Source organism: Clostridium cadaveris (assembly GCF_020911725.1).
Taxonomy (GTDB): Bacteria; Bacillota; Clostridia; order Clostridiales; family Clostridiaceae; genus Clostridium_X; species Clostridium_X cadaveris.
Genome location: NZ_CP076620.1, coordinates 3065492 through 3087464, shown reverse-complemented (window position 1 = coordinate 3087464; position 21973 = coordinate 3065492). Strand labels below are relative to the sequence as shown.

Below are 21973 nucleotides of genomic sequence, written 5' to 3'. Positions count from 1 at the left end.
AAAACAAAAACTAGCAGTTTCCAAACTGCTAGTTTTTTGCTAACTCTTAACTTTTCACTACGTAACTTTTAACTATTCTAATGAGTTAATATTTCAGTTCCAGTTTCTGTTACAAGCACAGTGTACTCCCATTGAGCAGAAGGATATCCGTCTTCAGTTAGAACTGTCCAATCATTATCTTCATCTATAAAGATATCAGATGTACCCATATTGATCATTGGCTCTATTGTAAATATCATGCCAGGAACTAATAGCATTCCAGAACCTTTTGTTCCTACATGGGCAACGAATGGGTCTTCGTGGAATTGTATGCCTACACCATGACCGCCAAATTCTCTAACTACAGAGTAACCGTGACTTTCAGCATGAGTTTGAACGGCTTCTCCGATATCTCCAAGGAAACTCCAAGGTTTAGCTGCTTCTAATCCCTTATCAAGGCATTCCTTTGCAACTCTAACTAGGTCGTCAAGTTTTTCATGAACAGCTCCTATTTTAAACATTCTAGAAGCATCAGCGTAGTAACCCTTATAAATAGTAGAAACATCTACATTTATTATGTCTCCTTCTTCAAGAACAACATCTGGACTTGGGATTCCGTGGCATACTTCATCATTTATAGATGTGCATACGCTTTTTGGGAAACCTTCAAAATTTAAAGGTGCAGGAATTGCTCCTTGAGCTACAGTAAAATCATGAACTAAAGTGTTGATTTCATCTGTAGACATACCAGCCTTTATGTTCTCAGCAACCAAATCAAGAATTGCAGTATTTATTCTGCAGCTTTCTTTTATACCGTTAATCTGCTCTTCATTTTTTATAAGTTCTCTAGGTGGGACAATACAACCTTTATCTCTATAAGATTGTAATTTCTCATCAAATTCAAGATGGCATGTTTTGTATTTCTTATTACTGCCACACCAACATTTATCATTTCTATTAAGCTTCATATAATCATCGCTCCTTATAGCACTATATTCTTCTATTATAATACTTTTATAAAAAAATGACACTGCTCTTTAAGATTTAGAATATAATAAAACATAAATGATTAAGCAATTTACAAGATATGAAGGAGAATCATGTTTAAAAAGGGGGATTTCCATATACATTCAATTTATTCAGATGGAAGTATGACACCAAGTAAAATCGTACGTATGGCAAAATTTTATGGAGTGGATATAATGTCTATAAGTGATCACAATATAGTTTCAGGAATAGACGAAGCCATCAAAGAAGGTGAGTGCATCGGGGTTGAGGTCATACCGGCCGTTGAGATTTCAGCTAGATATAAGAATACAAAGGTACACGTTCTTGGATATTTTAAAGATGACAGCTATAAAAATGATATGTTTAATGAAATCCTGATGGAAGCAAAAAGAGGACATATAGAGAAAATAAGATATATGTTTGGAAATACAATCGATTTTTATGAATATAGTCATAAGCTTTATATAGAGACAGCAGTAAGAATTTTGAAATTCTTTGGTGCAACAGTAGTATTAGCCCATCCAGTTCTTCTGCCAAGAGAAGAATTTGAAATTATAAAAACTATGGGTTTTGATGGCATAGAGGCAAAATATGCTAAGAATACTATAGATGATACACGTTATTTTATACATGCTGCTAAAAGTAACAATATGATATATACTGCTGGTTCTGATTTTCATAGGATTAATGATGTGAGTAGAAATCATGGAAACATAGGGGAAGTCTACTTGAATGAAGAGGAGATAGATGATTTTTTAACGAGAAGTGGTCTTATATCAAGAATAAAAAAATTATAATTAGATTTAAAGCTACCATGACATGATTCATGGTAGCTTTGTTTTTAAATTTGCATGTGTGACCATTTATCAAAAAATTCTTTTGAGTCATTTTTTATGGAATCGTCTACATCATGAGAATATCCTAAAATTGTTGTAGGACATTGGCTAGAGATATGGCTGAGAAGTTCTTCAAAACTATCATCAGAATTGTAGAAATTTATTGAGCAACAAACTTTATTTGATAGCATGAAAAATATTCTGTGTCTTTTAATTAGATGCCTATCTTTGTACATTTTATCTGGTTTTTTATACACCCATACTAATTCTGAAAGTGGAATAGCTGCCACTAATAAGTCGCTTAGTATTACTAGATAATGTTCAGTTATCATAATCGAATCATTAATGTATACGGACTCACAAAGAAGCTCAGCATCAATTTCCTCATAAATAAGGTCAGGATAAACATTTGAAAATCCATTCAAGCTGTTTAACATTTTGCTATTTTGAATTGATATATGTATAAATAATGTAAAGGATAGTGCGAATATTATAAGGGAAATTATTATAGGTTGAGATGCAGATTGAAGAGGAGACATCGCTTGAACATAATTTTTAAATACTAAAGAATTAAGCTGTGCATCGGAGAAACCTAATTCCTTTAAGTTGTTTTTGATCAAAGAAAGTTTATCTTCATTTAGACACTTTACTACTCCTCTTAATGTGTAGCTTGATGGTGATTGCTTTACAAATTCTTCAAAATCAGAATCAGATAAATCAGCTATTAGTATTTTATTATTAAAACAGAGGGCTACATAATTACTATTATCGAATTCTCCAACCTTTATCCCTAAATTGCTGGAACGAACATATTCGGATACATTAAGAGCTCTTATGTCGTTCAAATTAATTTTTATATACTTGTCTTTTAGGTTTGAGGATGAATAGGAAAGGGAATCATCAATTATGAGTGGAGAAGTATAATTTTTATTAAAAAGAGAAAGTCCAGAGAAAAGGATAGACAATGAAAAAAATAAGGCTATTGAAAAAAGTATACTTCGTACAATCATGTTTCTTTTATAATTATAGATAAAAAATGAATCTTCCATATTAAAAGCCCCCCATAAAATAGATTTAAGATAAGAGTAACAAACTCTATAGATTATGTCAATAATATCCAAATTTTTAAATGTATTTCAAAGATAAGTCAAAAATTTCACTATGCAATATTTTGAGATTTTTTAGTAGAATAATGATAAAAAAAGAAAAAAAATACATAAGAATGTGCTTTACAATTAGTGGAAAAAGATTTTTAATTATAATATAGAGTTAAATATTTGATGTGTAAGGAGGGCAAATATCATGATTATAGGAATTCCAAAAGAGATAAAAGCAAATGAAAATCGTATTGCTATTACACCAGCAGGAGTGACAGATTTCATTAATGCAGGACATGAAGTCTATATTGAAAAATCCGCAGGACTTGGAAGTGGATTTACTGATAAAGAATATTTGGACGAGGGAGCTAAAATTTTTGATACTCCAAAAGAAGTCTATGCTATATCAGATATAATTATGAAAGTAAAAGAACCATTACCTCCAGAATACGACTTATTTAAAGAAGGACAAACGATTTTTACCTATTTTCATTTAGCTCCTGAGCCAGAGTTGACAAAAGCTTTGCTAAAAAAGAACATCACTGCTATTGCTTATGAGACGGTTCAGCTTGATAACAGATCTCTTCCTCTTTTAGAGCCAATGAGTGAAGTTGCAGGAAGAATGTCTATTCAAGTTGGAGCAAGACTTTTAGAGAAAATAAACGGTGGCAGAGGTATGCTTTTAGGTGGAGTATCAGGAGTAGAGCCTGCTAAAGTAGTTATAGTAGGAGGCGGAACTGTCGGACTTAATGCTGCTAAAATGGCTGTTGGACTTGGAGCACAAGTAACTGTTATAGATATAGTACCATCTAGACTAGCATATTTAGATGACATATTTGGAGGTAGAATTATAACCTTGATGTCTAACAAATATAATATAGCTAAAAGTGTTAAAGAAGCAGACTTGGTAGTTGGTGCAGTTTTAATACCAGGAGCAAAAGCGCCAAAGTTAGTTACAGAGGCAATGGTAAAATCTATGAAATCCGGAGCGGTTTTGGTCGATGTAGCTATAGACCAAGGAGGTTCAATAGAAACTATAGACAGAATAACAACTCATGAGAATCCTTATTTTATAAAATATAATGTAGTTCACTATTCAGTTGCTAATATGCCCGGAGCAGTACCAAGGACATCAACATTAGCTCTTACAAATGCAACTATGCCATATGCATTACAAATTGCCAATAAAGGTGCAGAGCAGGCAATGAAGGATAACAGGGCACTTCTAAAGGGATTAAACACTTACAAAGGAAAAGTCACATATAAAGCTGTAGCTGATGCACAAGGATTAGAATATAGTCCTGTATCTGAATTTGGATTTTGAAAATAATGTGTAATAAAATCTAATACTAGAAATAATATATGATTGGTAAATTCATAAAAATCCCACCTGAAATATTAGAGTGGGATTTTTAATATATATTATTTACTTAGTAAGTCTAATAAACCTAGTACAAGTATAGCTGAATTATTTGCAGCTATTTTTTCAAATTGGTCATAATCAATATCAACGTTATTGTCAGCGTTATCGGATATGCTTCTTATTACTAAAAATGGCACATTGTTTATTGCAGAAACATGAGCAATAGCAGAACCTTCCATCTCTACACAGTAAGGATCATATTGTTCTATAATGGAAGATTTCAAAGCAGAGTCTGAGATAAAAGCATCTCCTGTCACAATTCTTCCAAGGTGATAATCAAAGTCTTCTAAATCAGATGCATCACATACCTTAAGGGCTAATTGGATTAATTCATCATCAGCCTTAAATGATTCCATAAAGGGAAAGCATGTTTTCATTTGAATTTTTCTTACATCATGATAAGTTAAATCTTTTGAAATAACGGTATCACATAGCTTTACTTTAGGATTTAAACTACCTGCAATTCCTGTGTTTATGATTTTATCTACGCAAAACTTATCAATTAATATTTGTGTACAGCATGCGGCATTTACTTTGCCGCCACTACAAGATACCAATACTACATCTAAATTTTTATATTTAGCAACATAAAAGTGGAAACCTGCATAGTTTTTTTCAGTAAATGTGGATAAATTATCTTTTATTGCCTCTATCTCTATTGTCATGGCTCCTATTATTCCAATAACACTCATAGATTTACCTCCTATAAAAGCATAATATTGTTATCAGCACATATTTCTATCATTTCATCACTCCATAAAGAAGCTTGTACTTCTCCTATGTGAGCTTTTCTTAAAAAGAACATACATATTCTTGATTGGCCTATACCTCCACCCATTGTATAAGGAAGTTTTCCGTTTAATAAAGCTTGGTGGAATTTCAAATGCTTTCTGTTTTCGCAATGTGATAGCTCAAGCTGCTTTAGTAGTGTTTCTTCATCAACTCTTATTCCCATAGAAGAAAGTTCGATAGAAGTATCAAATAGAGGATAATAAAATAATATATCTCCATTTAAGCTCCAATCGTCATAGTCAGGACTTCTTCCATCATGCTTTTCACCAGAAAGAAGAGTACATCCTATCTGCATTAAGAATACAGCCCCTTTATCACGAGTTATGGCATGCTCTCTCTCCTTTGGAGAAAGGTCAGGGTACATATCCTCTAACTCTTGAGTAGTTATAAAAGTTATTTCATCAGGAAGAATTCTTTCAATTTCAGGATAAAGTGAATGAATATAACACTCAGTGTCCTTAAATGTTTTGTAGATATCTCTTACTGTATTTTTTAGAGTATCAATATTTCTGTCTTTCTTTAAAATTATCTTTTCCCAATCCCATTGGTCTACGTAGATTGAATGAAGATTGTCTAAATCCTCATCTCTTCTTATGGCATTCATATCAGTGTAAAGACCTTCATAAGTAGAAAAACAATAGCTTTTTAAAGCGCGTCTTTTCCATTTTGCTAGGGAATGAACTATTTCAACAGTTGTGTCTGGAACTGATTTTATATCAAATTGAACAGGACGTTCAACACCATTTAAATTATCATTCATACCAGAATCTTCAGTTACGAATAGTGGAGCTGAAACTCTTGTTAGGTTTAATGATTTAGCAAGAGATTCTTCAAAAAAATCTTTTAGATGCTTGATGGCAATTTGTGTTTCTTTTACGTCTAATATACTGGTGTAGTCTTTAGGTAGAGTTAGTAAATCAATAGTTTGTTTCATAAATATTACCTCCATTAAAATGTATTTTTTGTTATATAAAATAAAAAAACCTTTCATCCTATAAAAATATAGGACGAAAGGTTAATATACTTCCGTGGTACCACCTATGTTAGCAAATGCTCACTTTAATCAATGCCAAATTCGAATTTCAAATTTGAGATTGTCCCATTGTAACGGAAGGGTCCCGTCTAAGTCTACTATCTAAAAGATTTCGGTTAGAAACTCAAGGATGTTATTCATACAAGCTTTCGTTTGAGGCTTACACCATCCCTCAATCGCTGAGACTACATTCTCATATTACTTCTTCCTATCAAAGTTTTTATCAGATAAAAAATAATTATGTTTATTATATATTGATAAAGGACAGATGTAAAGATAAATTTTAAAATTTAATCAAGTGAAGTGGTAAATATGTACCACTTCACGTTGGTTTCAATGGAGATTTAAAAACCAAAAGCTCTATATAGTGTAGCAGTTATAAAGCATACTACTATAGCAATTAAAGTTGGAATTAAGAAAGCTAAAGCAGTCCATTTTAAACTTCCAGTTTCTTTTTTTATAGTCCAAAGGGTTGTAGAACAAGGCCAGTGAAGGAGACTGAATAGCATAGTGTTTAGAGCTGTAAGGTAAGTCCATCCGTTGTTAAGGAGTATGGTTCTAAGAGATTCTATGGAATCAAAATCTGTCATTACTCCTGTAGAAAGATAAGACATCAAAATTATAGGTAGAACTATTTCATTTGCAGGGAAGCCAAGTATAAATGCTAGAAGTATAAATCCATCTAACCCTATAAGATGAGCAAATGGTTCTAGAAATCCTGCTACATGAGATAATATGCTGGCATCACCTATATAAATATTGGCGAAGACCCAAGTTAAAGCTCCTGCTGGAATAGCAATTATTACAGCTCTAGATAAAACAAAAATTGTTCTGTCAATTAAGGAATTATAAAGTACTCTCCCTATTTGTGGTTTTCTATAAGGGGGAAGCTCTAAAGTGAAGGTTGATGGAACTCCTTTAAGAAGCGTCTTTGATAAAATATAAGACACAAGAAGGGTAATCCCAATACCTATGATTACTAAAATAGTTATAGTTAAAGCTGGAATAAAAGAAGAAACAGTTTTGTTTGATACCATAAAAAATACACTTGATATAGCTATGATTGTAGGAAATCTTCCATTACAAGGCACAAAGTTGTTGGTTATTATTGCAATTAGCCTTTCACGAGGTGATTCTATTATACGGCATCCTATGACTCCGGCAGCATTGCAGCCAAAGCCCATGCACATAGTTAGACATTGTTTACCATGAGCGCATGCTTTCTTAAACAAATGATCCATATTAAATGCAACTCTTGGAAGATAACCAAAGTCCTCTAATAATGTGAATATAGGGAAGAAAATAGCCATAGGAGGAAGCATTACAGCAACAACCCAAGCTAGAGTTTTATAGATACCAAGCACAAATAAATCATGAAACCACATTGGTACGCCTGTGGATATTATAAACTCACTGAGTTTTATTTCTATTTTTCCAAACAAATCAGAAAGCATTGAAGAAGGAACATTGGCTCCGGTTAAGGTAATCCAAAATACCATAGCAAGAAGTAAAAGCATTATAGGTATTCCAAAAGTTTTTGAAGTTAAAATATTATCTATCTTCTCATCACGAAGATATTTTTTGCTCTTTTCCGTGACAAATTTACTTTTTATTTTCTCTGCAATTTTGTAGTTTTCCTCCATGAGATATTCACGTAGATGTTCACGAGTTAATGGTAATGAAGTCTTAAACGATAGTATCTCATTAAAGGCATCTTCACCAAGAAAATCCTTTATAGATGTCAATAATCTCTCGTCGCTATCTAATAATCTCAATGCAAGCCATCTGCTGTCTACAGAAGGAATAATTTTTTTTATAGACTCTTCTAGAGGTTTGATTTTATCTTCAATTTCTGGATAGAGAACTCTATTTACACAAGAGAAGTCTGTTTTTAAAGAAACTTTTTCTATAGCTTCTTTAAGCTTATCGAGGCCTTCATTATTTCGGGCAGATGTTAATACAACAGGAATTCCAAGAAAATCCTCTATACCTTTTCCATCCACTTGTATATTTTTTTTCTTAGCCTCATCTATTAGATTTATACAAAGGATTACTTTTGGAGTAAGTTCCATTACTTGAAACACCAAGCTTAAATTTCTTTCTAGGCAGGTAGCATCTGTTACAACTATAGCGGCATCTATGTTTCCAAAACATAAAAAATCCCTTGCTACCATTTCTTCAACAGATGAAGCAAATAATGAGTAGGTTCCTGGAAGGTCAACTAAGACATAATCTTTATCGTTATAGGAAAAATCTCCTCTTGCATTTACTACGGTTTTTCCTGGCCAGTTGCCTGTGTGCTGGTTTAATCCTGTTAAAGCATTAAATACTGTGCTTTTCCCTGTATTAGGATTTCCAGCCAGAGCTATGACAGTTTTATTTTCTTTTTCACCTATGGTGAAGATATCTTGTAATGAATTTTTTTGTACTGAACTGTAAGTAAGTCCCATGACAGATGATACACCTCCAAATATATAAAGATTTTTAATCACAGTGAGACTTGCTTAACTCACTGTGATTGAAAAAGAACAAGGGATTTTAAGATTCAGATACATATATCAATGATGATTCCTCATTTCTAAGGGCAATCATAGCGCCTCTGATTCTAAATACTGTAAGGTTGTTTTTAGGACCTTTTCTTAGAACTTCAATTTTAGCTCCGCGAGTTAGACCTAAGGATAAGAATCTTTCTTTTAATATATCTTTTGCAGTTAAATTTTCAATTTTTACGATTGAACCTATCTTTGCGTTACACAATTTCTCCATACTTTGTACCTCCATGTTAACCTAGACTAACTTTTGTTTTTATATATAATATGAATGGAACTTTTTAGTTGTTCCTATAATTATAAAAATCAATTTATAAGAATATAATTAAATAAAATGCTTTAATTATGGGGTAATGATGGAAAAAGATAGATTTTATACTTTTTATAAATACATGGGAAAAGAATTTAATGATTTAAGTGCTTCAGAAGAGGATTATATAGAGATGATATACAGATTAGGGATTGAGAATACTGATGGAGTGAGAGTAAATGAGCTCGCACGTATACTGCATGTAAAACCTCCATCAGTTACAAAGATGATAAAAAGACTTGCTGATATAGAACTTGTAAAATACAGAAAATACGGTGCGATAATTTTGACTGATGAAGGAAATATAATTGGAGAACTGCTTTTAAAGAGGCATGAATTGATTTTTATATTTTTAAAACTTTTAGTATATTGTGATGGATATGAAGAAGACAAAATATTAGAAGAGACAGAAAAGATAGAGCATACTATAAACAAGGAAACACTAGAAGGTATGGGGGAACTTATGGAGTTTATGCAGGCTAATGAAGACATAATGGATAGATATATAGAGTTTAAAAATAGATGTAGTAAAAATTAATTTATAGAAAAAATAGTAAATGTTAGTTGTTAATAATAGTTCTCTGATATACAATATATATGTATATATAAGGGAGGTATGAATTATGAGATTCATAAAAAGAAACAAAATAATAATATTAGCATTATCAATGATGCTTTTAATGATATCTGGATGTGGCAGCTCATCGCCAGATAATAATGCAAAAAAGGAACCTGTAGACATAAATGTTTATGTGCCTGAAGGACTCCCAGCCATTACTACGGCAAAACTTATGAAAGATAAGCCAGAGATTGCAGCTGGATACAATGTGACATATACTGTGGAAAAGACATCAGACAGCTTAGTTGCAAAGGTACTAAATGAGGAAGCAGATATAGCTGTAGTTCCATCTACACTTCCAGCACAAGCAGCTAATAAAGGCTTAGACTACAAGCTTGCAGCAACAGCTGGATGGGGTTCTTTATATATGATTTCAAGTGAAGATATAAAGGATTTAGCTTCAGTGAAAGGAAAAGAAATCTATACTATAGGAAAAGGTCTTACACCTGATGTTGTTCTTAGATATGTATTATCTCAAAATAGTGTAGATCCAGATAAAGATGTCACACTAACTTATTTAAATGGAGCTACAGAGCTTGCACCAGCTTTTATATCAGGAAAAGCAAAAGTAGCTGTTGTACCAGAGCCTATGCTATCACAAATTTTATCTAAAAAGCCTGAAACTAAAATAGTAGCAAGCTTAAATGACCAGTGGAAAGAAAAACAAAGCAGTAATTATGGATATCCTCAATCTAGTCTTATAATTAAGGGCAAGGTTGCAAAGGAACATAAAGCTTTTGTAGATAGCTTTTTAAAAGAATATGAAAAATCTATAGCTTTTGCAAATGAGAAGCCAGAAGAGCTTGGACAATATAGTGAAGATTTAGGATTAACTTTATCTAAAGCGTTAGCACCAAAGGTTATGGAGAGAGCAAATATAAATTATGTTGCCATAGATAAATCTAAGGATGATTATGCTAAGTATTATGACGTTATAATGAAATTTGCTCCTAAGTCAATAGGAGGAAAGATTCCTGATGAAGGATTATACATGCAGAAATAATAAATATATATTAATATCATTAATACTTATAATTTTTACATGGGGAATATTAGGGGAGAATTATGACGATATCATAATTCCCTCTATTTCTAGTACCATTAAAGCCTTAAATGAAATCATAGGAAATGGGAATTTTCTTATGATTTTATTTTCATCTCTAAAAAGATTTTTAATAGCATTTATTATCACTATGATTTTAAGTGTAATCATGTCTATATTAAGCAGAATAAATAATTTCATATATAATCTTATGATTCCAATAGTTGCTTTATTAAAATCTGTACCAACTATGGGGATAGTAATAATAGCACTTATATGGCTTAATAATGATAAAGCACCGATACTCATAGGATTTATAATAGTTTTTCCAATATTATATGAAGGCTTTATAGGAGCGTTAAAATCCATAGATAAGAAGCTCATAGAAATGGCTAGAATGTATAAAGTAAGCAAGAAAAATATAATAAAAGATATTTATATACCATCTATGATTCATGGTATTCTTCCACTTATGCCATCAGCAATGGGGCTTATGTTGAAGGTAATAATAGCAGGAGAAGTATTAGGACAGCCAGCTTACTCCATAGGCGGTAGTATGAATTTGGAGAAGATATATCTAAATACACCAGGAGTATTTGCATGGATAATAATAGTCATGATTATAACTTCTATTTTTGATTTTATTATTAAACTTATGGTAAGGAGGTCTATGCAATGGAAGGCTTAGAGAAGACATATAAAGTTGTAGACCTAAAAAAGTCTTATGGAGAACTGAAGGTTCTTGATGGAATAAATATAGAGTTTAAGTCGGGTAAAGTTACAGCGATTTTAGGACCATCAGGCTCAGGAAAGACTACTATGTTTAATATTCTTATGGATAATATAGAGGATTTTTCAGGAGAGATTATAGGTTTTAAAGATTGCTCTATAAGCTCTATATTTCAAGAACACAGGCTTATCCAATGGAAAAGTGTGTATGAAAATATAGAATTTGTTCTAAAAGATAAAATCCAAAAGGAAAATTTAAAAGGAATCATTGATAAATATTTAAATTTAGTAGGACTAAAAGATTACATAGATTATTATCCTAAAAGTTTAAGCGGAGGTATGAAGCAGAGAGTAAATATAGCTCGAGCTTTCGCATATCCTTCAGAGGTGCTTCTTATGGATGAGCCTTTCAAATCATTGGATATACGAACTAAAAATGATATCTATAATTTATTTAGAGAACTGATGGTAAATTCCAAAAGAGCAGTGATACTTATAACTCATGATATAGATGAAGCTGTAGCCCTTGGTGACACCATTGTGATTTTTTCTGATAAACCTACAAAGATCAAGGCTGTCATAGAAAATAAAAAAGGTCATGAATCAAACGTAAAGAAGCAGATTGAAAACATAATGTAAATACAGAATATCTTGATTTTAGGGAAATAGAAGTAGGAGAGTATGAAATAATAGCATTATCTATGAGAATAAAAGACGGTGATGGAAGTCCTGCTAGGGTTATTCTTAAAGAAGTTCATAGATAGAAGATAAAAGTGAAGAGTTAATAGACTCTCCACTTTTGTTTTATAAGAATAAATTACTCAAGCTCTGTTTTAAAGGCTCTTCTATGTCTTTCTCTATATCCATTGAAATAAGTTTATAATCACGTATTATCTGATTTCCACCTACAAATACATCTTTTACATTATTTTTAGAATCGAGTATCTTTAAATCGCAGAAACTGTTTTTTGCTATGTTTCCTACAAAACCTTCACCAAGTTTTAATGGAGTAGATCCAAGTAAATCTATAATAGATTCGTCTATATTTTTATACCTATCTTTTATAAAATCTCGTTCATGCATTATAGAAAGGTCATCATTACTTGCTTCTCCATCAGTACCTAAATAGATAGTGATATTTTTTTCTAAAAGTTTTGTAAGATTCGCAGAACCTGTTTTTATTCTGTGATTCATTCTAGGGTTTAAAACAACTTTCATGCCATATCGCTTTATTATATCGCTTTCATTGTCATTAATCCAAACGCAATCTGAAAGTATAACATGACTTAGACTTTTTACCTCACCGTTTTTTAAAAGAGACTCTAAAAATTCTATTGGCCTGAATCCATAAAGCTTTAAGGATAAGTCTACATCACCTTTATCTTCAGATAGATGAAATTGTATATATCTGTTATGGTCAAAAGCTAGGTTTATACCATTTATTATTGCATCCTTTGAAGAAGCATGAATGCTGTGAAGAGAAGGAGCAACAGTTATTGTATTTGGGTAGCATTCGTTTAAAAGAGCTAAGAAGTTCTTTTCTGCTTCAGAAGGAGATTCGTAGTAACTCTTTTGAGAAACTTTCTTTCCTTCATAAGCATCTTCATTCATTATGTCGTAATTCATCCTTCCAAAGTATAATCTTATTCCAACATCTTTAGCAGCCCTTAGAACCTCATTATCCAAAGTGTTTCCCTTATTGCCGTGGCAATAGTAGGATACCATCACAGATGTATCCCCGAGAAGAAGCATCCTTGAAAAGGCACGTAAGCAGCCTAAATATATATGCTCATTTTTTAAAACTGAACTGTATTTATAAATTGTATTTCTGCACCAAGTTCCAAGATCCCAAGATTTATCTATGATATCTGTATAGATAGACTGCTCAGGATGTGAATGGCAATTAAAATCACCAGGATATATGATGTAGTTGTCATCGTATTTAAAAATATCTCCTGAAAAAAATTCAGGCATATCTTTTGAAAAATTAACTTCTTCTATAATGCCAGAATTTATATCAGTTAGGATATAGCCATTCTTTATACCGGAATCAGTGCTTATTCTGCCACAAAAGGCTGATTTATTATCCATAATAACAACTTCCTTCAACACATTTATTTCTTTAAATGGCATCATCACAGCAGAATAATGCAGCACCAAAAAATGAAAGTGACTTTCCATCGCTCTTAAATTCAAAACCGCATTTTTCAGCCATCTTGCTTACATCTATACAATATGCTGAAAGGCATGCTCTAGCCTTGTCTGGATGTTTGCATGGAGAGTTTGTAATTTTGCTACACTCACTACAATAGGAGCATTTACTAGCTACATTTAGTATAGTTTTATCAATGTTTTCTCTAAAAAATTCAGTTATCTTTTCAGCATTTCCATTATGTCTGCTTTCTATGAGTTTTATATTTTCTTTGTCATCAAAATCCCTTATGGCACCTGTTGTTGAATAAAAAATTACATATTCATATTTCAATGCTCTTTGCTTTACTTCCTCAAATGTGCCTATATCAGGAGGACACATATAATTTCGTCCATACATGCCACATTTATTTTCTTCACAATACTTTCTGAAAACTGGATTAAATACAAGTTCTTTTGTGCTTAGACATTTTGCATTTGTTCCACAGATTTCACTAACCTTTTTTTCAATCTCATATATATTCATAAAGATCCCCCTAACCATATAATTTACAAAACAATTATAAAACACATAATTTTTTAATACAAGGATATTGAAAATATGGAAAAAGGATGTCAGAGATATATAAAGCTTTAAAAAGTAAAATTATTATTGAGTTTAACCTTATATGAATATTATATAGGAAATATACTGTATTATGTATAGGATTTCTATTGTAATAGGAGCGATATAAAACTACAGAAAGAATTGTATAGAAATAATCTTAATATGACTAGGGGAGAGGTTATAGGGGCTTTTGACTAAACAGAGCTATTATTATATATTTAATTTAGGGATATATAACATAAAGAGATGGAGGGGTTCCAATGGAAAACAGTTATAGATTTTTTTCAAACAAAGCGTGCAAATATTTTCCTTGTCACAAGGTAGCAAATGAGGATGATTTCAATTGTTTATTTTGCTACTGTCCATTATATTTCTTAGAGGAATGTGGAGGAAATCATAAATTATCTAATGGAGTGAAGGATTGCAGTGATTGCATGATACCTCATGGACCAAGAGGGTATGAGCATATAGTCCAAAAGATAGTAGATGTAAATGCAGAAAGGCTTATAGAAAGCTATAAAAAAAATAATAAATAATCTGTGGGATTTATAAAAGTGCTGCGTCTAATATAATGAAAACAAGTTTATGGAGGAGAAATAGTATGAGAAAAATCGGTACGATAACAACCGCCATATCCTTTATATTTTTAGGCGTGGCACTTTTGTTGTCTAAATTTAATGGGGATTTAGCATATACATTATTCAAATTTTGGCCAATGATGATAATAGTGTTGGGATTAGAATTTCTTTATATATCCTACAAAAATAAAGATGAGGCAAAGTCATACAAATTTAGTTTTTTAACTATTTTCGTACTTATAGTATTTTTAATAACAGATAGTGCATGGGGACTTTTTCGATCAATTGATTTTGAGAGTTTAAAATCTCAAATAGAAAATTCTATAGGATATTCTAACACTAATAAAGTAGCATTCAGAGTTGAAAAAGAGCTTTCAAAAGCAAGAATAATCTTAAGGGCAAACAATGCAGACATCGATATAAAACCATCCAAGGAAAAGAAATTAATTTTTGATGGATATATACAAGCTAAAAATAATAAAGGTATAGATGAAACTGACACATACTTTAGAGAAGAAGCAGATAAGCTTACTTTAGACCTTAATAGAGAGCCTATAGGAGGAATAGAGGGAACTTTATATGTACCAAATGGTATATCAATAGAGATTATAGTGAATAACGGTAAGATTGAAAGTGAGGAAGATTTGTCAAATGCAGTTATGATTGTAGATTCTAAAAATGCATATGTAAATCTTAAAAATCTTAAAGAAGCCCATATCAAGAATTCAAATGGTGATATAGATATAAGCAATATAAATGATTCCTCCATAGAAAATGTAAATGGAAGTGTTAAGGTAAATGGAAACAGTGAAAATGTAGATATAGACAATAAAAATGGAGCTGTAATAATAGATAACGATATAAGTAGAAATATAAAAGTAAGAAGTAATACGGGCGATATTAGACTGAGCAGTGACAGTGCAGATGCAGTACTTAAGGCTACTACAGATTATGGGAACATAAGACTGAATGGAAATACTTTAAGTGAGAATAAGCAGAATCTAAACAAGACTTTAGGAAATGGCAATGGAAATATAAATATATGGACAAAATCAGGAGATATTGATATAGAAATGAAGGAGTGAGAAAAGTTTGGAGGAAGCAGAGTTAGTAAAAAGGCTGAAACAAAAAGATGAAGCTGCATTTATAGAATTTGTAAATGAATATAAAAATAAACTTCTTTCTCTCTGCTTTTCTTATACTAAAGATTTAGGAGAGGCAGAAGATATGTCTCAAGAAGTCTTTATCGCAGTATACAAAAATATAGGCAGTTTTAGAGGAGACAGTTCACTGAAAACTTATGTATACAAGATTGCAATCAATAAATGCTTGAGCTATAAACGAAAGCGGACTATAAAAGATTTTATAAGTGATGTAGTAAAGGGAGAACCTTCCCATAAAGAAGACTTAGATGACAGGAGATTTATTCGTGAATGTATAAAAGAGCTTCCAAAGGATTTGAAAACTCCTTTAGTGCTTCATTACTATGTTGGTCTTAGCTATAAAGAAATATCAAATATCCTTGATATAACTGAGCGAGCAATTGAAGGAAGAATATATCGAGGTAAAAAAATTTTGAAAGAAAAACTGGAAAAAGAGGAGGTTTTATTATGGAAGAAAAAGATGAGTATTTAGAAAAACTTCTTAGTGAATGCGGAAAGACAAATACCGATAATGACTATAATATGAAACTTTTATCCAAGATTCATAAGAATAATGAAATGCAGATGCTTGCTGAGAAAAAACTAGAGAAAAAGCTTCCAAGTGTAAGAGAGAGATTCTCTTTTTATAATAGAACAACAGGTCTCAGCTTTGTAACCAGTGGATTAGCGCTTATCGCCTTAAATATATGGGGAAGTAAGATAAATGAAATTATATTTTTGCTTAAAAATATAGCACTTAACTTTAACAATATACTTAGATAGGGAGGAATGAAAATTGAAAAGAAATAGTTTTTTAAATTTTATATGTGCATGTATACCTGGAGTTGGATTTATGTACAATGGGTTGATAAAGAAAGGAATAAGTGTATTAGTGCTGTTTATGCTTGCGTTTGAAATACCAAGCATGTTATATATACATTCATTACAAATGGTACTGGGATTGCCTATATGGTTTTATAGCTTCTTTACTACCTTTGATGTATACAAGAGAATAAATAATGGTGAATATATAGATGACAAGGTTATAATTGGAGAGGAAACACTAGAAAATATAATCATAAGCAAAAACTTTAGAAAAGGCATAGGTATAGTTTTAATAGTTTTAGGTGTATTTGCATTTATAAGAAGTATATCAGAAGACTTCAATCTAATACCTTATTTTGAATATAGGTTTAGGAGATATGTAGGACCTGTAGCACTTATAGCTTTAGGAATTTTTATCCTTATGAAGAGCAAAAATCATAATACAAAGAATAGAATAGAAGAAGTAGAAAGTTTGGAATTAGAAGAAAATAAATTGCAAGAAGAAAATTAAGCTTATAACACTAGATTTAGGAAATCATTAAGATGATAAATCCGATAAATCTAGTGTATTTTTTTCTATAAACTGATATAATGAAATAATAAATTTCAGGAAATGGAGTGAATTAATTGAAGTTCATAAATAGAATTACTAAGTATATTGATATAATCATAGGAGTTATTATAGCTTATGTACTTATAAGGGTAATAGATAACTACAATTATTTTTTTAACATATTTGGTAAGGCAAAAGCCATATTAACGCCTTTTATATACGCTTTTATAATAGCCTATGTATTAAATCCACTGATGAATTTATTTGAGAGAAAACTAAAGTTAAAAAGGTGGATAAGCATTTGTTTAACCTATGCAATTATAATAGGACTTCTCGTACTTTCAGTTACAACCCTTATACCAAAAGTAGTAGATAGTATAATAGATATAGCATCAAATGTACCTTATTATGCAACAGTAGTACAAGATAAAATAAATGAGTTTTTATCGAATCCTAATGTACAAAATATACTGAGTTCAACAAATTACATGGATAAGATAAACTTGAACTTTATTACATCAAAGGGAAGTGAACTTTTAGTTTCATCGCTTAATTCTATAGTAAGCAATATGGTTACATTTACTGGCAGCCTTATAAAATGGATATTTGGATTTATAATATCAATTTACATTCTTGCAGATAAAGAAAACTTTTTAAGAATTGGTAGAACTTTTACTTACATGATTCTAAAAGAAAAGAGAGCATCTAAATTTTTAGAACTTGTAGGAAATGTCCATCATATGATAGGGGTTTACATAGGAATTAAAGCTATAGACTCACTTATAATAGCTGTAATGGCTTTTGTAGGAATGACTATACTTAAGATACCTTATACTATGCTTTTAGCTGTAATAGTTGGAATAACAAACATGATACCATATTTCGGACCATTTTTAGGAATGCTCGTGGCATTTGTCATCAATATGTTCATTAGCCCTATAAAGGCAGTAGTAGTATTAATTTTCTTATTCCTTCTTCAACAATTTGATGGTTGGTACTTAGATCCTAAGCTTATAGGTGGAAAAGTAGGGCTTCATCCTTTCCTTGTAATACTTGCTGTAACTATAGGTGGAGGAGTTTATGGAGCAGTAGGAATGATACTTTCGGTTCCAATAATGGCAGTAATAAAGATTTATATGGATAGAATTATAAAGAGAAATGTAAAGGATAATGGATATACAGATTTAATATAAAATAAAAAGAGTTTTTCCTTCAAAATTAAGAAGGAGGAACTCTTTTAAAATTTATTATTTATTTAGTAATAAAGCTATGCTTTGAGCAGATATCCCACAGCCAGATCCAGTAAAGCCAAGACCCTCTTCAGTGGTTGCTTTAATATTAATTTGATCTAATTCTATTCCAAGTATGGAACTGATATTTTCTCGCATTTTCTGAATGTGAGGAGACATTTTGGGCTTTTGTACTATTATAGTAGCATCTATATTTCCTATAGAAAAGCCATTGTCTTCAATAAGTGATTTTACATGTTTTAATAATTCTAAGCTGCTTATATTTTTATACTTAGAATCGGTATCTGGAAAATAATTTCCAATATCACCTAAAGCAGCAGCGCCTAGTATAGAATCCATTATCGCATGAATCAATACATCAGCATCAGAATGGCCAAGAAGGCCTTTTTCAAAAGGAATTTCTACACCACCCATAATAAGTGGTCTATCTAAAACTAATTTATGAACATCGTAACCAAGTCCAACTCTCATTGTCATACTTCTCCTCTCAACTTTATCTTGTGTATACTATTATAGAATACTTTTCTTGTCTGTAGAGAGATTTTTTTTAGAATTATTCTTTTTTAAATGAAGTAATTTGTATAAAAATTTGTGAATAAACCTATGAAGTTTGCAAGTAGTTTGATTTTTTACAGCCTTTTTACTTTGAAAATCTACATAAATTACCTTACCTTTCAAAAAAATCAACACCTTTCAAATGTTGTATATACTATTATTATACATCAATTATCTCTAAAATGATAATGTTTACAAAAGAAAAAATCAATATTATTATTTTATAAATATAATAGTTTATTAAATAATATCTAGAAAAATTTAAGGTAATTGGAAATTTGTTTTGTGATATAATTATGTATAAGATTTATATTAATAAGGTGGGAGAGCTAGGTTATGAAGGATAAAAAGAAGGTTTTCGGAATTGTCTTAGTGGTTATAGGATTATTGGTGATAATTATATCTGCAGGAATAAAGATTAATTCTATGAATACTGAAAAGAGACTTAGAGAAGAATATGAACAAGCATTAAATGATTTACAAAAGGGAACAGATGAACAAGGGGAGAGTGATTCTAAACTTGGTTTTGAAAATGAGGATGTAAATGCCATTGGAATAATGGTTATACCGAAAATAAATGTTAAAGTTTTAGTTACTGAAGGCACAGAAGATGAGAAATTAAAATACTATGTTGGTCATTTTGAAAACACCGCACTTCCTGGAGAAAAAGGGAATTTCGCTGTGGCAGGACATAGAAATTATATATACAATGAAATGTTTAGAGACGTTAATCAATTAGAACAAGGGGATGACATTATAGTTAGAACCGCAAAAGGAGAATTCACTTATAAGGTTAAGGAACAAAAAGTTATTGAACCTACTGATGTGCAGATATTAGATCCAACTGATGATGCTACTGTAACTTTAGTTACATGTACAATTGGAGGGAAACAAAGATTAATAGTCACAGGTGAGTTGGAGAAATAATACAATAACTCATTAGGGGGAGGTCCGTATATGTATGCTTTAATACTCATTGTACTAGCTATAATTTTAATATGTATAATAACTAACAAATATTTTAGAATGATTGTAACAAGAAAAACTGATGAAGAAGAAAGTATGTATGAACAGCAGATAAGTAGAAACCTTATAGATAAAGACTGGTATTTTAATCTTCCAAAAGAATATATAACATTAATATCTCATGATGGTCTAAAGTTAAAAGGAGAATTCATAGACAATAATTCTAACATGACAATGATATTTGTACACGGTATTACTGTAAGTAGAATATGGTCTATAAAATATATAAAAATGTTTTATGATAGAGGATGGAATATACTGCTTTATGACCAAAGAAGGCATGGAAAAAGTGAAGGTGTATTTTCAACTTATGGATATTATGAAAAGCTTGATTTAGACTTATGGGTAGATTTTGTTGCAGAGAGAAAAGGTAAGAATTCTATAATTGGTATTCATGGTGAATCTATGGGAGCGGCAACTGCACTTCAATATATTGATATAAATAAATATGCAGATTTTATAATTGAGGATTGTGGATTCTGTAGTCTTAGGGAACTATTGATGAGAAAAGCTAAGAATAGCAGTATAATTTTATATCCATTTTATTATTTTGCTAGCTTAGAGGCAAAACTTAGGGCAAAGTTTATTTTTTCAGATATAAGACCAATAGATATGGTTGAGAAATCGAAGATACCAATAATGTTTATACATGGAGATAAAGATGATTTTGTCCCATGGGACATGAGTGTAAAGATGTATGAAGCTAAAGAAATAGGAGAGAAGGCTATGTACATAGCTAAAGGAGCTGCACATGCACGAGCTATAGAGGTAGATAAATCATCCTATGAAAAAGAGGTATTCAAATTTGTAGATAAGGTTCTTTCGAACATTGAAATAGAAGTATAACATAATATTTAGGAGGAAAATATGAACAAGAAGAAAGCCACTATAATAGCAGTTTGCATTTTAATAGTCGCTATTATAGGCGTAATTTTTATTGGAGAACAAAGAAAAAATAAGAGTAATAAAGAGAGCTATAATTCTGAGGTAGTAAAGGTAGAAAGTAATAAGGAAGAAGAAAAAGCTCCAAAAGAAGAGGAAAAGAAAGACGAGGTAAAGATATCATTAGTTGAAAATACTAAAGGAATACCAGTGCTTTATTATCATTCAATAGGTGACGATGGGAACGGTGATGAGCTTGTTGTGCCAACTGATAAGTTTAAAGAACAGATGAAATATTTAAAGGATAATAACTATCATACATTATCAATAGATGAATTTTATGGCTATGTGAAAAATGGAGACAAAGTTCCTGAAAATGCTATACTTATAACTTTTGATGATGGATATAAAAATAACTATGAAAATGCTTATCCAGTTTTAAAGGAATATGGATTTAAAGCAACTATATTTGTAATAACTGACATGGTAGATAAAGTTGGCTTATACTTAACTACTGACCAAATAAAAGAACTTAGTAAAAATAACATAGATATCGGAAGCCATACTGTGAATCATGAGAATTTAAGCTCTACTTCAAGGGAAAATACAAAGAAGACCTTAAAAGATTCAAAAGAATTCTTAGAAAAGATAGTGGGAAAACCAGTAACCAGTATAGCTTACCCATTTGGAGTTTATGATGCAGCTACAATTAATTCAGTAAAAGAAGCTGGATACACAATAGGATTCAGTACTGATATGGGATGGGCAAAGGGAAAAACTGATGAATATAAGGTTAAAAGAGTTTATGTAAACGCAACTAAAGATATGGATGTGTTCAAAGAGAGATTATCAAATCCTAATTACAAATAAAGAATAAGCAGTTAGATTTATAAACAAAATTAATCTAACTGCTTTTTGTTTTAAATGAAATTATGTCTTTACAAAAAAATACAAAAGTGTAACATAGAGTATATACACTGTATGAAA

The 21973-nt window shown here is 31.0% G+C and carries 24 protein-coding genes and 1 other annotated feature; of the genes, 15 read left to right on the top strand and 9 right to left on the bottom strand.

Translation table 11 applies throughout. The annotated features are described in order from the left end of the window. Positions 1-77: 77 nt before the first annotated feature. Complete coding sequence (locus KQH81_RS14845; protein ID WP_074846384.1) at positions 78-947, bottom strand: methionyl aminopeptidase; 870 nt, start codon at positions 945-947, stop codon at positions 78-80. Positions 948-1079: 132 nt separating this feature from the next. Here KQH81_RS14845 and KQH81_RS14840 point away from each other — a divergent pair, with 132 nt between their 5' ends. Further along, positions 1080-1784, top strand: coding sequence for a PHP domain-containing protein (locus KQH81_RS14840; protein WP_074846381.1), 705 nt, complete (start codon positions 1080-1082; stop codon positions 1782-1784). 44 nt (positions 1785-1828) lie between these two features. Here KQH81_RS14840 and KQH81_RS14835 read toward each other — a convergent pair whose 3' ends face one another. Continuing rightward, positions 1829-2872: a DUF6709 family protein gene (locus KQH81_RS14835; RefSeq protein WP_027637723.1), complete on the bottom strand. Its 1044-nt coding sequence runs from the start codon at positions 2870-2872 to the stop codon at positions 1829-1831. A 253-nt stretch (positions 2873-3125) separates the two neighbouring features. On the opposite strand from KQH81_RS14835, the gene ald reads away from it, so the two are divergent. Beyond that, positions 3126-4244, top strand: coding sequence for an alanine dehydrogenase (ald, locus tag KQH81_RS14830; RefSeq protein ID WP_074846378.1), 1119 nt, complete (start codon positions 3126-3128; stop codon positions 4242-4244). A gap of 98 nt (positions 4245-4342) precedes the next feature. On the opposite strand, the gene KQH81_RS14825 is transcribed toward ald, so the two are convergent. From KQH81_RS14825 to KQH81_RS14810, 4 genes are all read right to left on the bottom strand, one after another. Continuing rightward, on the bottom strand, positions 4343-5035 hold the full coding sequence (locus KQH81_RS14825) for a 5'-methylthioadenosine/adenosylhomocysteine nucleosidase (RefSeq protein ID WP_168972037.1): 693 nt from the start codon (positions 5033-5035) through the stop codon (positions 4343-4345). Positions 5036-5046: 11 nt separating this feature from the next. After that, positions 5047-6069, bottom strand: coding sequence for an aspartate--ammonia ligase (gene asnA / locus KQH81_RS14820; protein ID WP_168972036.1), 1023 nt, complete (start codon positions 6067-6069; stop codon positions 5047-5049). Between the two features lie 66 nt (positions 6070-6135). Next, positions 6136-6392: a binding site (T-box leader), on the bottom strand. A gap of 120 nt (positions 6393-6512) precedes the next feature. Then, positions 6513-8618: a ferrous iron transport protein B gene (gene feoB, locus KQH81_RS14815; RefSeq protein ID WP_074846372.1), complete on the bottom strand. Its 2106-nt coding sequence runs from the start codon at positions 8616-8618 to the stop codon at positions 6513-6515. An 88-nt stretch (positions 8619-8706) separates the two neighbouring features. Then, positions 8707-8934, bottom strand: a complete 228-nt coding sequence (locus KQH81_RS14810; protein ID WP_027637718.1) for a FeoA family protein — start codon at positions 8932-8934, stop codon at positions 8707-8709. 139 nt (positions 8935-9073) lie between these two features. Between KQH81_RS14810 and KQH81_RS14805 the strand changes: the two genes are divergently transcribed. From KQH81_RS14805 to KQH81_RS14790, 4 genes are all read left to right on the top strand, one after another. After that, entirely contained in the window at positions 9074-9565 is a 492-nt protein-coding gene (locus tag KQH81_RS14805) for a metal-dependent transcriptional regulator (protein WP_168972035.1), read from the top strand. Positions 9566-9650: 85 nt separating this feature from the next. Continuing rightward, positions 9651-10649 carry an ABC transporter substrate-binding protein gene (locus KQH81_RS14800; RefSeq protein WP_206152981.1) on the top strand — a complete coding sequence of 333 codons (999 nt, stop codon included), beginning with the start codon at positions 9651-9653 and terminating at the stop codon, positions 10647-10649. Then, positions 10624-11376, top strand: coding sequence for an ABC transporter permease (locus KQH81_RS14795; RefSeq protein ID WP_168972034.1), 753 nt, complete (start codon positions 10624-10626; stop codon positions 11374-11376). The genes KQH81_RS14800 and KQH81_RS14795 overlap by 26 nt, the downstream gene beginning before the upstream one ends. Beyond that, positions 11364-12056 carry an ABC transporter ATP-binding protein gene (locus KQH81_RS14790; protein ID WP_168972033.1) on the top strand — a complete coding sequence of 231 codons (693 nt, stop codon included), beginning with the start codon at positions 11364-11366 and terminating at the stop codon, positions 12054-12056. Before KQH81_RS14795 ends, KQH81_RS14790 begins: the two co-directional genes overlap by 13 nt. 165 nt (positions 12057-12221) lie before the next feature. On the opposite strand, the gene KQH81_RS14785 is transcribed toward KQH81_RS14790, so the two are convergent. After that, positions 12222-13508, bottom strand: a complete 1287-nt coding sequence (locus tag KQH81_RS14785; protein WP_168972032.1) for an amidohydrolase family protein — start codon at positions 13506-13508, stop codon at positions 12222-12224. Positions 13509-13539: 31 nt separating this feature from the next. Further along, positions 13540-14094: a DUF2284 domain-containing protein gene (locus KQH81_RS14780; protein ID WP_027637712.1), complete on the bottom strand. Its 555-nt coding sequence runs from the start codon at positions 14092-14094 to the stop codon at positions 13540-13542. 341 nt (positions 14095-14435) lie between these two features. Between KQH81_RS14780 and KQH81_RS14775 the strand changes: the two genes are divergently transcribed. From KQH81_RS14775 to KQH81_RS14750, 6 genes are all read left to right on the top strand, one after another. Then, complete coding sequence (locus tag KQH81_RS14775) at positions 14436-14711, top strand: cysteine-rich small domain-containing protein (RefSeq protein ID WP_027637711.1); 276 nt, start codon at positions 14436-14438, stop codon at positions 14709-14711. Between the two features lie 65 nt (positions 14712-14776). Beyond that, positions 14777-15838 carry a DUF4097 family beta strand repeat-containing protein gene (locus tag KQH81_RS14770; protein WP_168972031.1) on the top strand — a complete coding sequence of 354 codons (1062 nt, stop codon included), beginning with the start codon at positions 14777-14779 and terminating at the stop codon, positions 15836-15838. Between the two features lie 7 nt (positions 15839-15845). Beyond that, positions 15846-16388, top strand: coding sequence for an RNA polymerase sigma factor (locus KQH81_RS14765; RefSeq protein ID WP_074846362.1), 543 nt, complete (start codon positions 15846-15848; stop codon positions 16386-16388). Continuing rightward, positions 16364-16678: a hypothetical protein gene (locus KQH81_RS14760; protein ID WP_074846358.1), complete on the top strand. Its 315-nt coding sequence runs from the start codon at positions 16364-16366 to the stop codon at positions 16676-16678. Before KQH81_RS14765 ends, KQH81_RS14760 begins: the two co-directional genes overlap by 25 nt. A gap of 13 nt (positions 16679-16691) precedes the next feature. Further along, complete coding sequence (locus tag KQH81_RS14755; RefSeq protein WP_168972030.1) at positions 16692-17231, top strand: hypothetical protein; 540 nt, start codon at positions 16692-16694, stop codon at positions 17229-17231. Positions 17232-17347: 116 nt separating this feature from the next. Beyond that, positions 17348-18466, top strand: a complete 1119-nt coding sequence (locus KQH81_RS14750; RefSeq protein ID WP_035770293.1) for an AI-2E family transporter — start codon at positions 17348-17350, stop codon at positions 18464-18466. 54 nt (positions 18467-18520) lie between these two features. Here the strand turns inward: KQH81_RS14750 and ispF are convergent, their stop codons facing one another. Beyond that, positions 18521-18994 carry a 2-C-methyl-D-erythritol 2,4-cyclodiphosphate synthase gene (gene ispF / locus KQH81_RS14745; protein ID WP_168972060.1) on the bottom strand — a complete coding sequence of 158 codons (474 nt, stop codon included), beginning with the start codon at positions 18992-18994 and terminating at the stop codon, positions 18521-18523. A gap of 420 nt (positions 18995-19414) precedes the next feature. Here ispF and KQH81_RS14740 point away from each other — a divergent pair, with 420 nt between their 5' ends. Genes KQH81_RS14740 through KQH81_RS14730 form a run of 3 tightly spaced genes read left to right on the top strand, consistent with a single transcriptional unit; the run spans position 19415 to position 21856 of the window. Then, complete coding sequence (locus KQH81_RS14740) at positions 19415-20005, top strand: class D sortase (protein WP_027637705.1); 591 nt, start codon at positions 19415-19417, stop codon at positions 20003-20005. A gap of 30 nt (positions 20006-20035) precedes the next feature. Further along, positions 20036-20950, top strand: coding sequence for an alpha/beta hydrolase (locus KQH81_RS14735; RefSeq protein ID WP_027637704.1), 915 nt, complete (start codon positions 20036-20038; stop codon positions 20948-20950). 21 nt (positions 20951-20971) lie between these two features. Next, on the top strand, positions 20972-21856 hold the full coding sequence (locus tag KQH81_RS14730) for a polysaccharide deacetylase family protein (protein WP_027637703.1): 885 nt from the start codon (positions 20972-20974) through the stop codon (positions 21854-21856). Positions 21857-21973: the final 117 nt, after the last annotated feature.

Bases quoted from the DNA above. Each gene is read 5' to 3' on its own strand.
- KQH81_RS14835 (WP_027637723.1), bottom strand. From the start codon at position 2,872: ATGGAAGATTCATTTTTTATCTATAATTATAAAAGAAACATGATTGTA.
- KQH81_RS14800 (WP_206152981.1), top strand. From the start codon at position 9,651: ATGAGATTCATAAAAAGAAACAAAATAATAATATTAGCATTATCAATG.
- KQH81_RS14795 (WP_168972034.1), top strand. From the start codon at position 10,624: ATGAAGGATTATACATGCAGAAATAATAAATATATATTAATATCATTA.
- KQH81_RS14845 (WP_074846384.1), bottom strand. From the start codon at position 947: ATGAAGCTTAATAGAAATGATAAATGTTGGTGTGGCAGTAATAAGAAA.
- KQH81_RS14760 (WP_074846358.1), top strand. From the start codon at position 16,364: ATGGAAGAAAAAGATGAGTATTTAGAAAAACTTCTTAGTGAATGCGGA.
- KQH81_RS14785 (WP_168972032.1), bottom strand. From the start codon at position 13,508: ATGGATAATAAATCAGCCTTTTGTGGCAGAATAAGCACTGATTCCGGT.
- KQH81_RS14770 (WP_168972031.1), top strand. From the start codon at position 14,777: ATGAGAAAAATCGGTACGATAACAACCGCCATATCCTTTATATTTTTA.
- KQH81_RS14840 (WP_074846381.1), top strand. From the start codon at position 1,080: ATGTTTAAAAAGGGGGATTTCCATATACATTCAATTTATTCAGATGGA.
- KQH81_RS14810 (WP_027637718.1), bottom strand. From the start codon at position 8,934: ATGGAGAAATTGTGTAACGCAAAGATAGGTTCAATCGTAAAAATTGAA.
- KQH81_RS14775 (WP_027637711.1), top strand. From the start codon at position 14,436: ATGGAAAACAGTTATAGATTTTTTTCAAACAAAGCGTGCAAATATTTT.
- ald (WP_074846378.1), top strand. From the start codon at position 3,126: ATGATTATAGGAATTCCAAAAGAGATAAAAGCAAATGAAAATCGTATT.
- KQH81_RS14780 (WP_027637712.1), bottom strand. From the start codon at position 14,094: ATGAATATATATGAGATTGAAAAAAAGGTTAGTGAAATCTGTGGAACA.
- KQH81_RS14740 (WP_027637705.1), top strand. From the start codon at position 19,415: ATGAAGGATAAAAAGAAGGTTTTCGGAATTGTCTTAGTGGTTATAGGA.
- KQH81_RS14730 (WP_027637703.1), top strand. From the start codon at position 20,972: ATGAACAAGAAGAAAGCCACTATAATAGCAGTTTGCATTTTAATAGTC.
- ispF (WP_168972060.1), bottom strand. From the start codon at position 18,994: ATGAGAGTTGGACTTGGTTACGATGTTCATAAATTAGTTTTAGATAGA.
- KQH81_RS14735 (WP_027637704.1), top strand. From the start codon at position 20,036: ATGTATGCTTTAATACTCATTGTACTAGCTATAATTTTAATATGTATA.
- KQH81_RS14805 (WP_168972035.1), top strand. From the start codon at position 9,074: ATGGAAAAAGATAGATTTTATACTTTTTATAAATACATGGGAAAAGAA.
- feoB (WP_074846372.1), bottom strand. From the start codon at position 8,618: ATGGGACTTACTTACAGTTCAGTACAAAAAAATTCATTACAAGATATC.
- KQH81_RS14825 (WP_168972037.1), bottom strand. From the start codon at position 5,035: ATGAGTGTTATTGGAATAATAGGAGCCATGACAATAGAGATAGAGGCA.
- KQH81_RS14790 (WP_168972033.1), top strand. From the start codon at position 11,364: ATGGAAGGCTTAGAGAAGACATATAAAGTTGTAGACCTAAAAAAGTCT.
- asnA (WP_168972036.1), bottom strand. From the start codon at position 6,069: ATGAAACAAACTATTGATTTACTAACTCTACCTAAAGACTACACCAGT.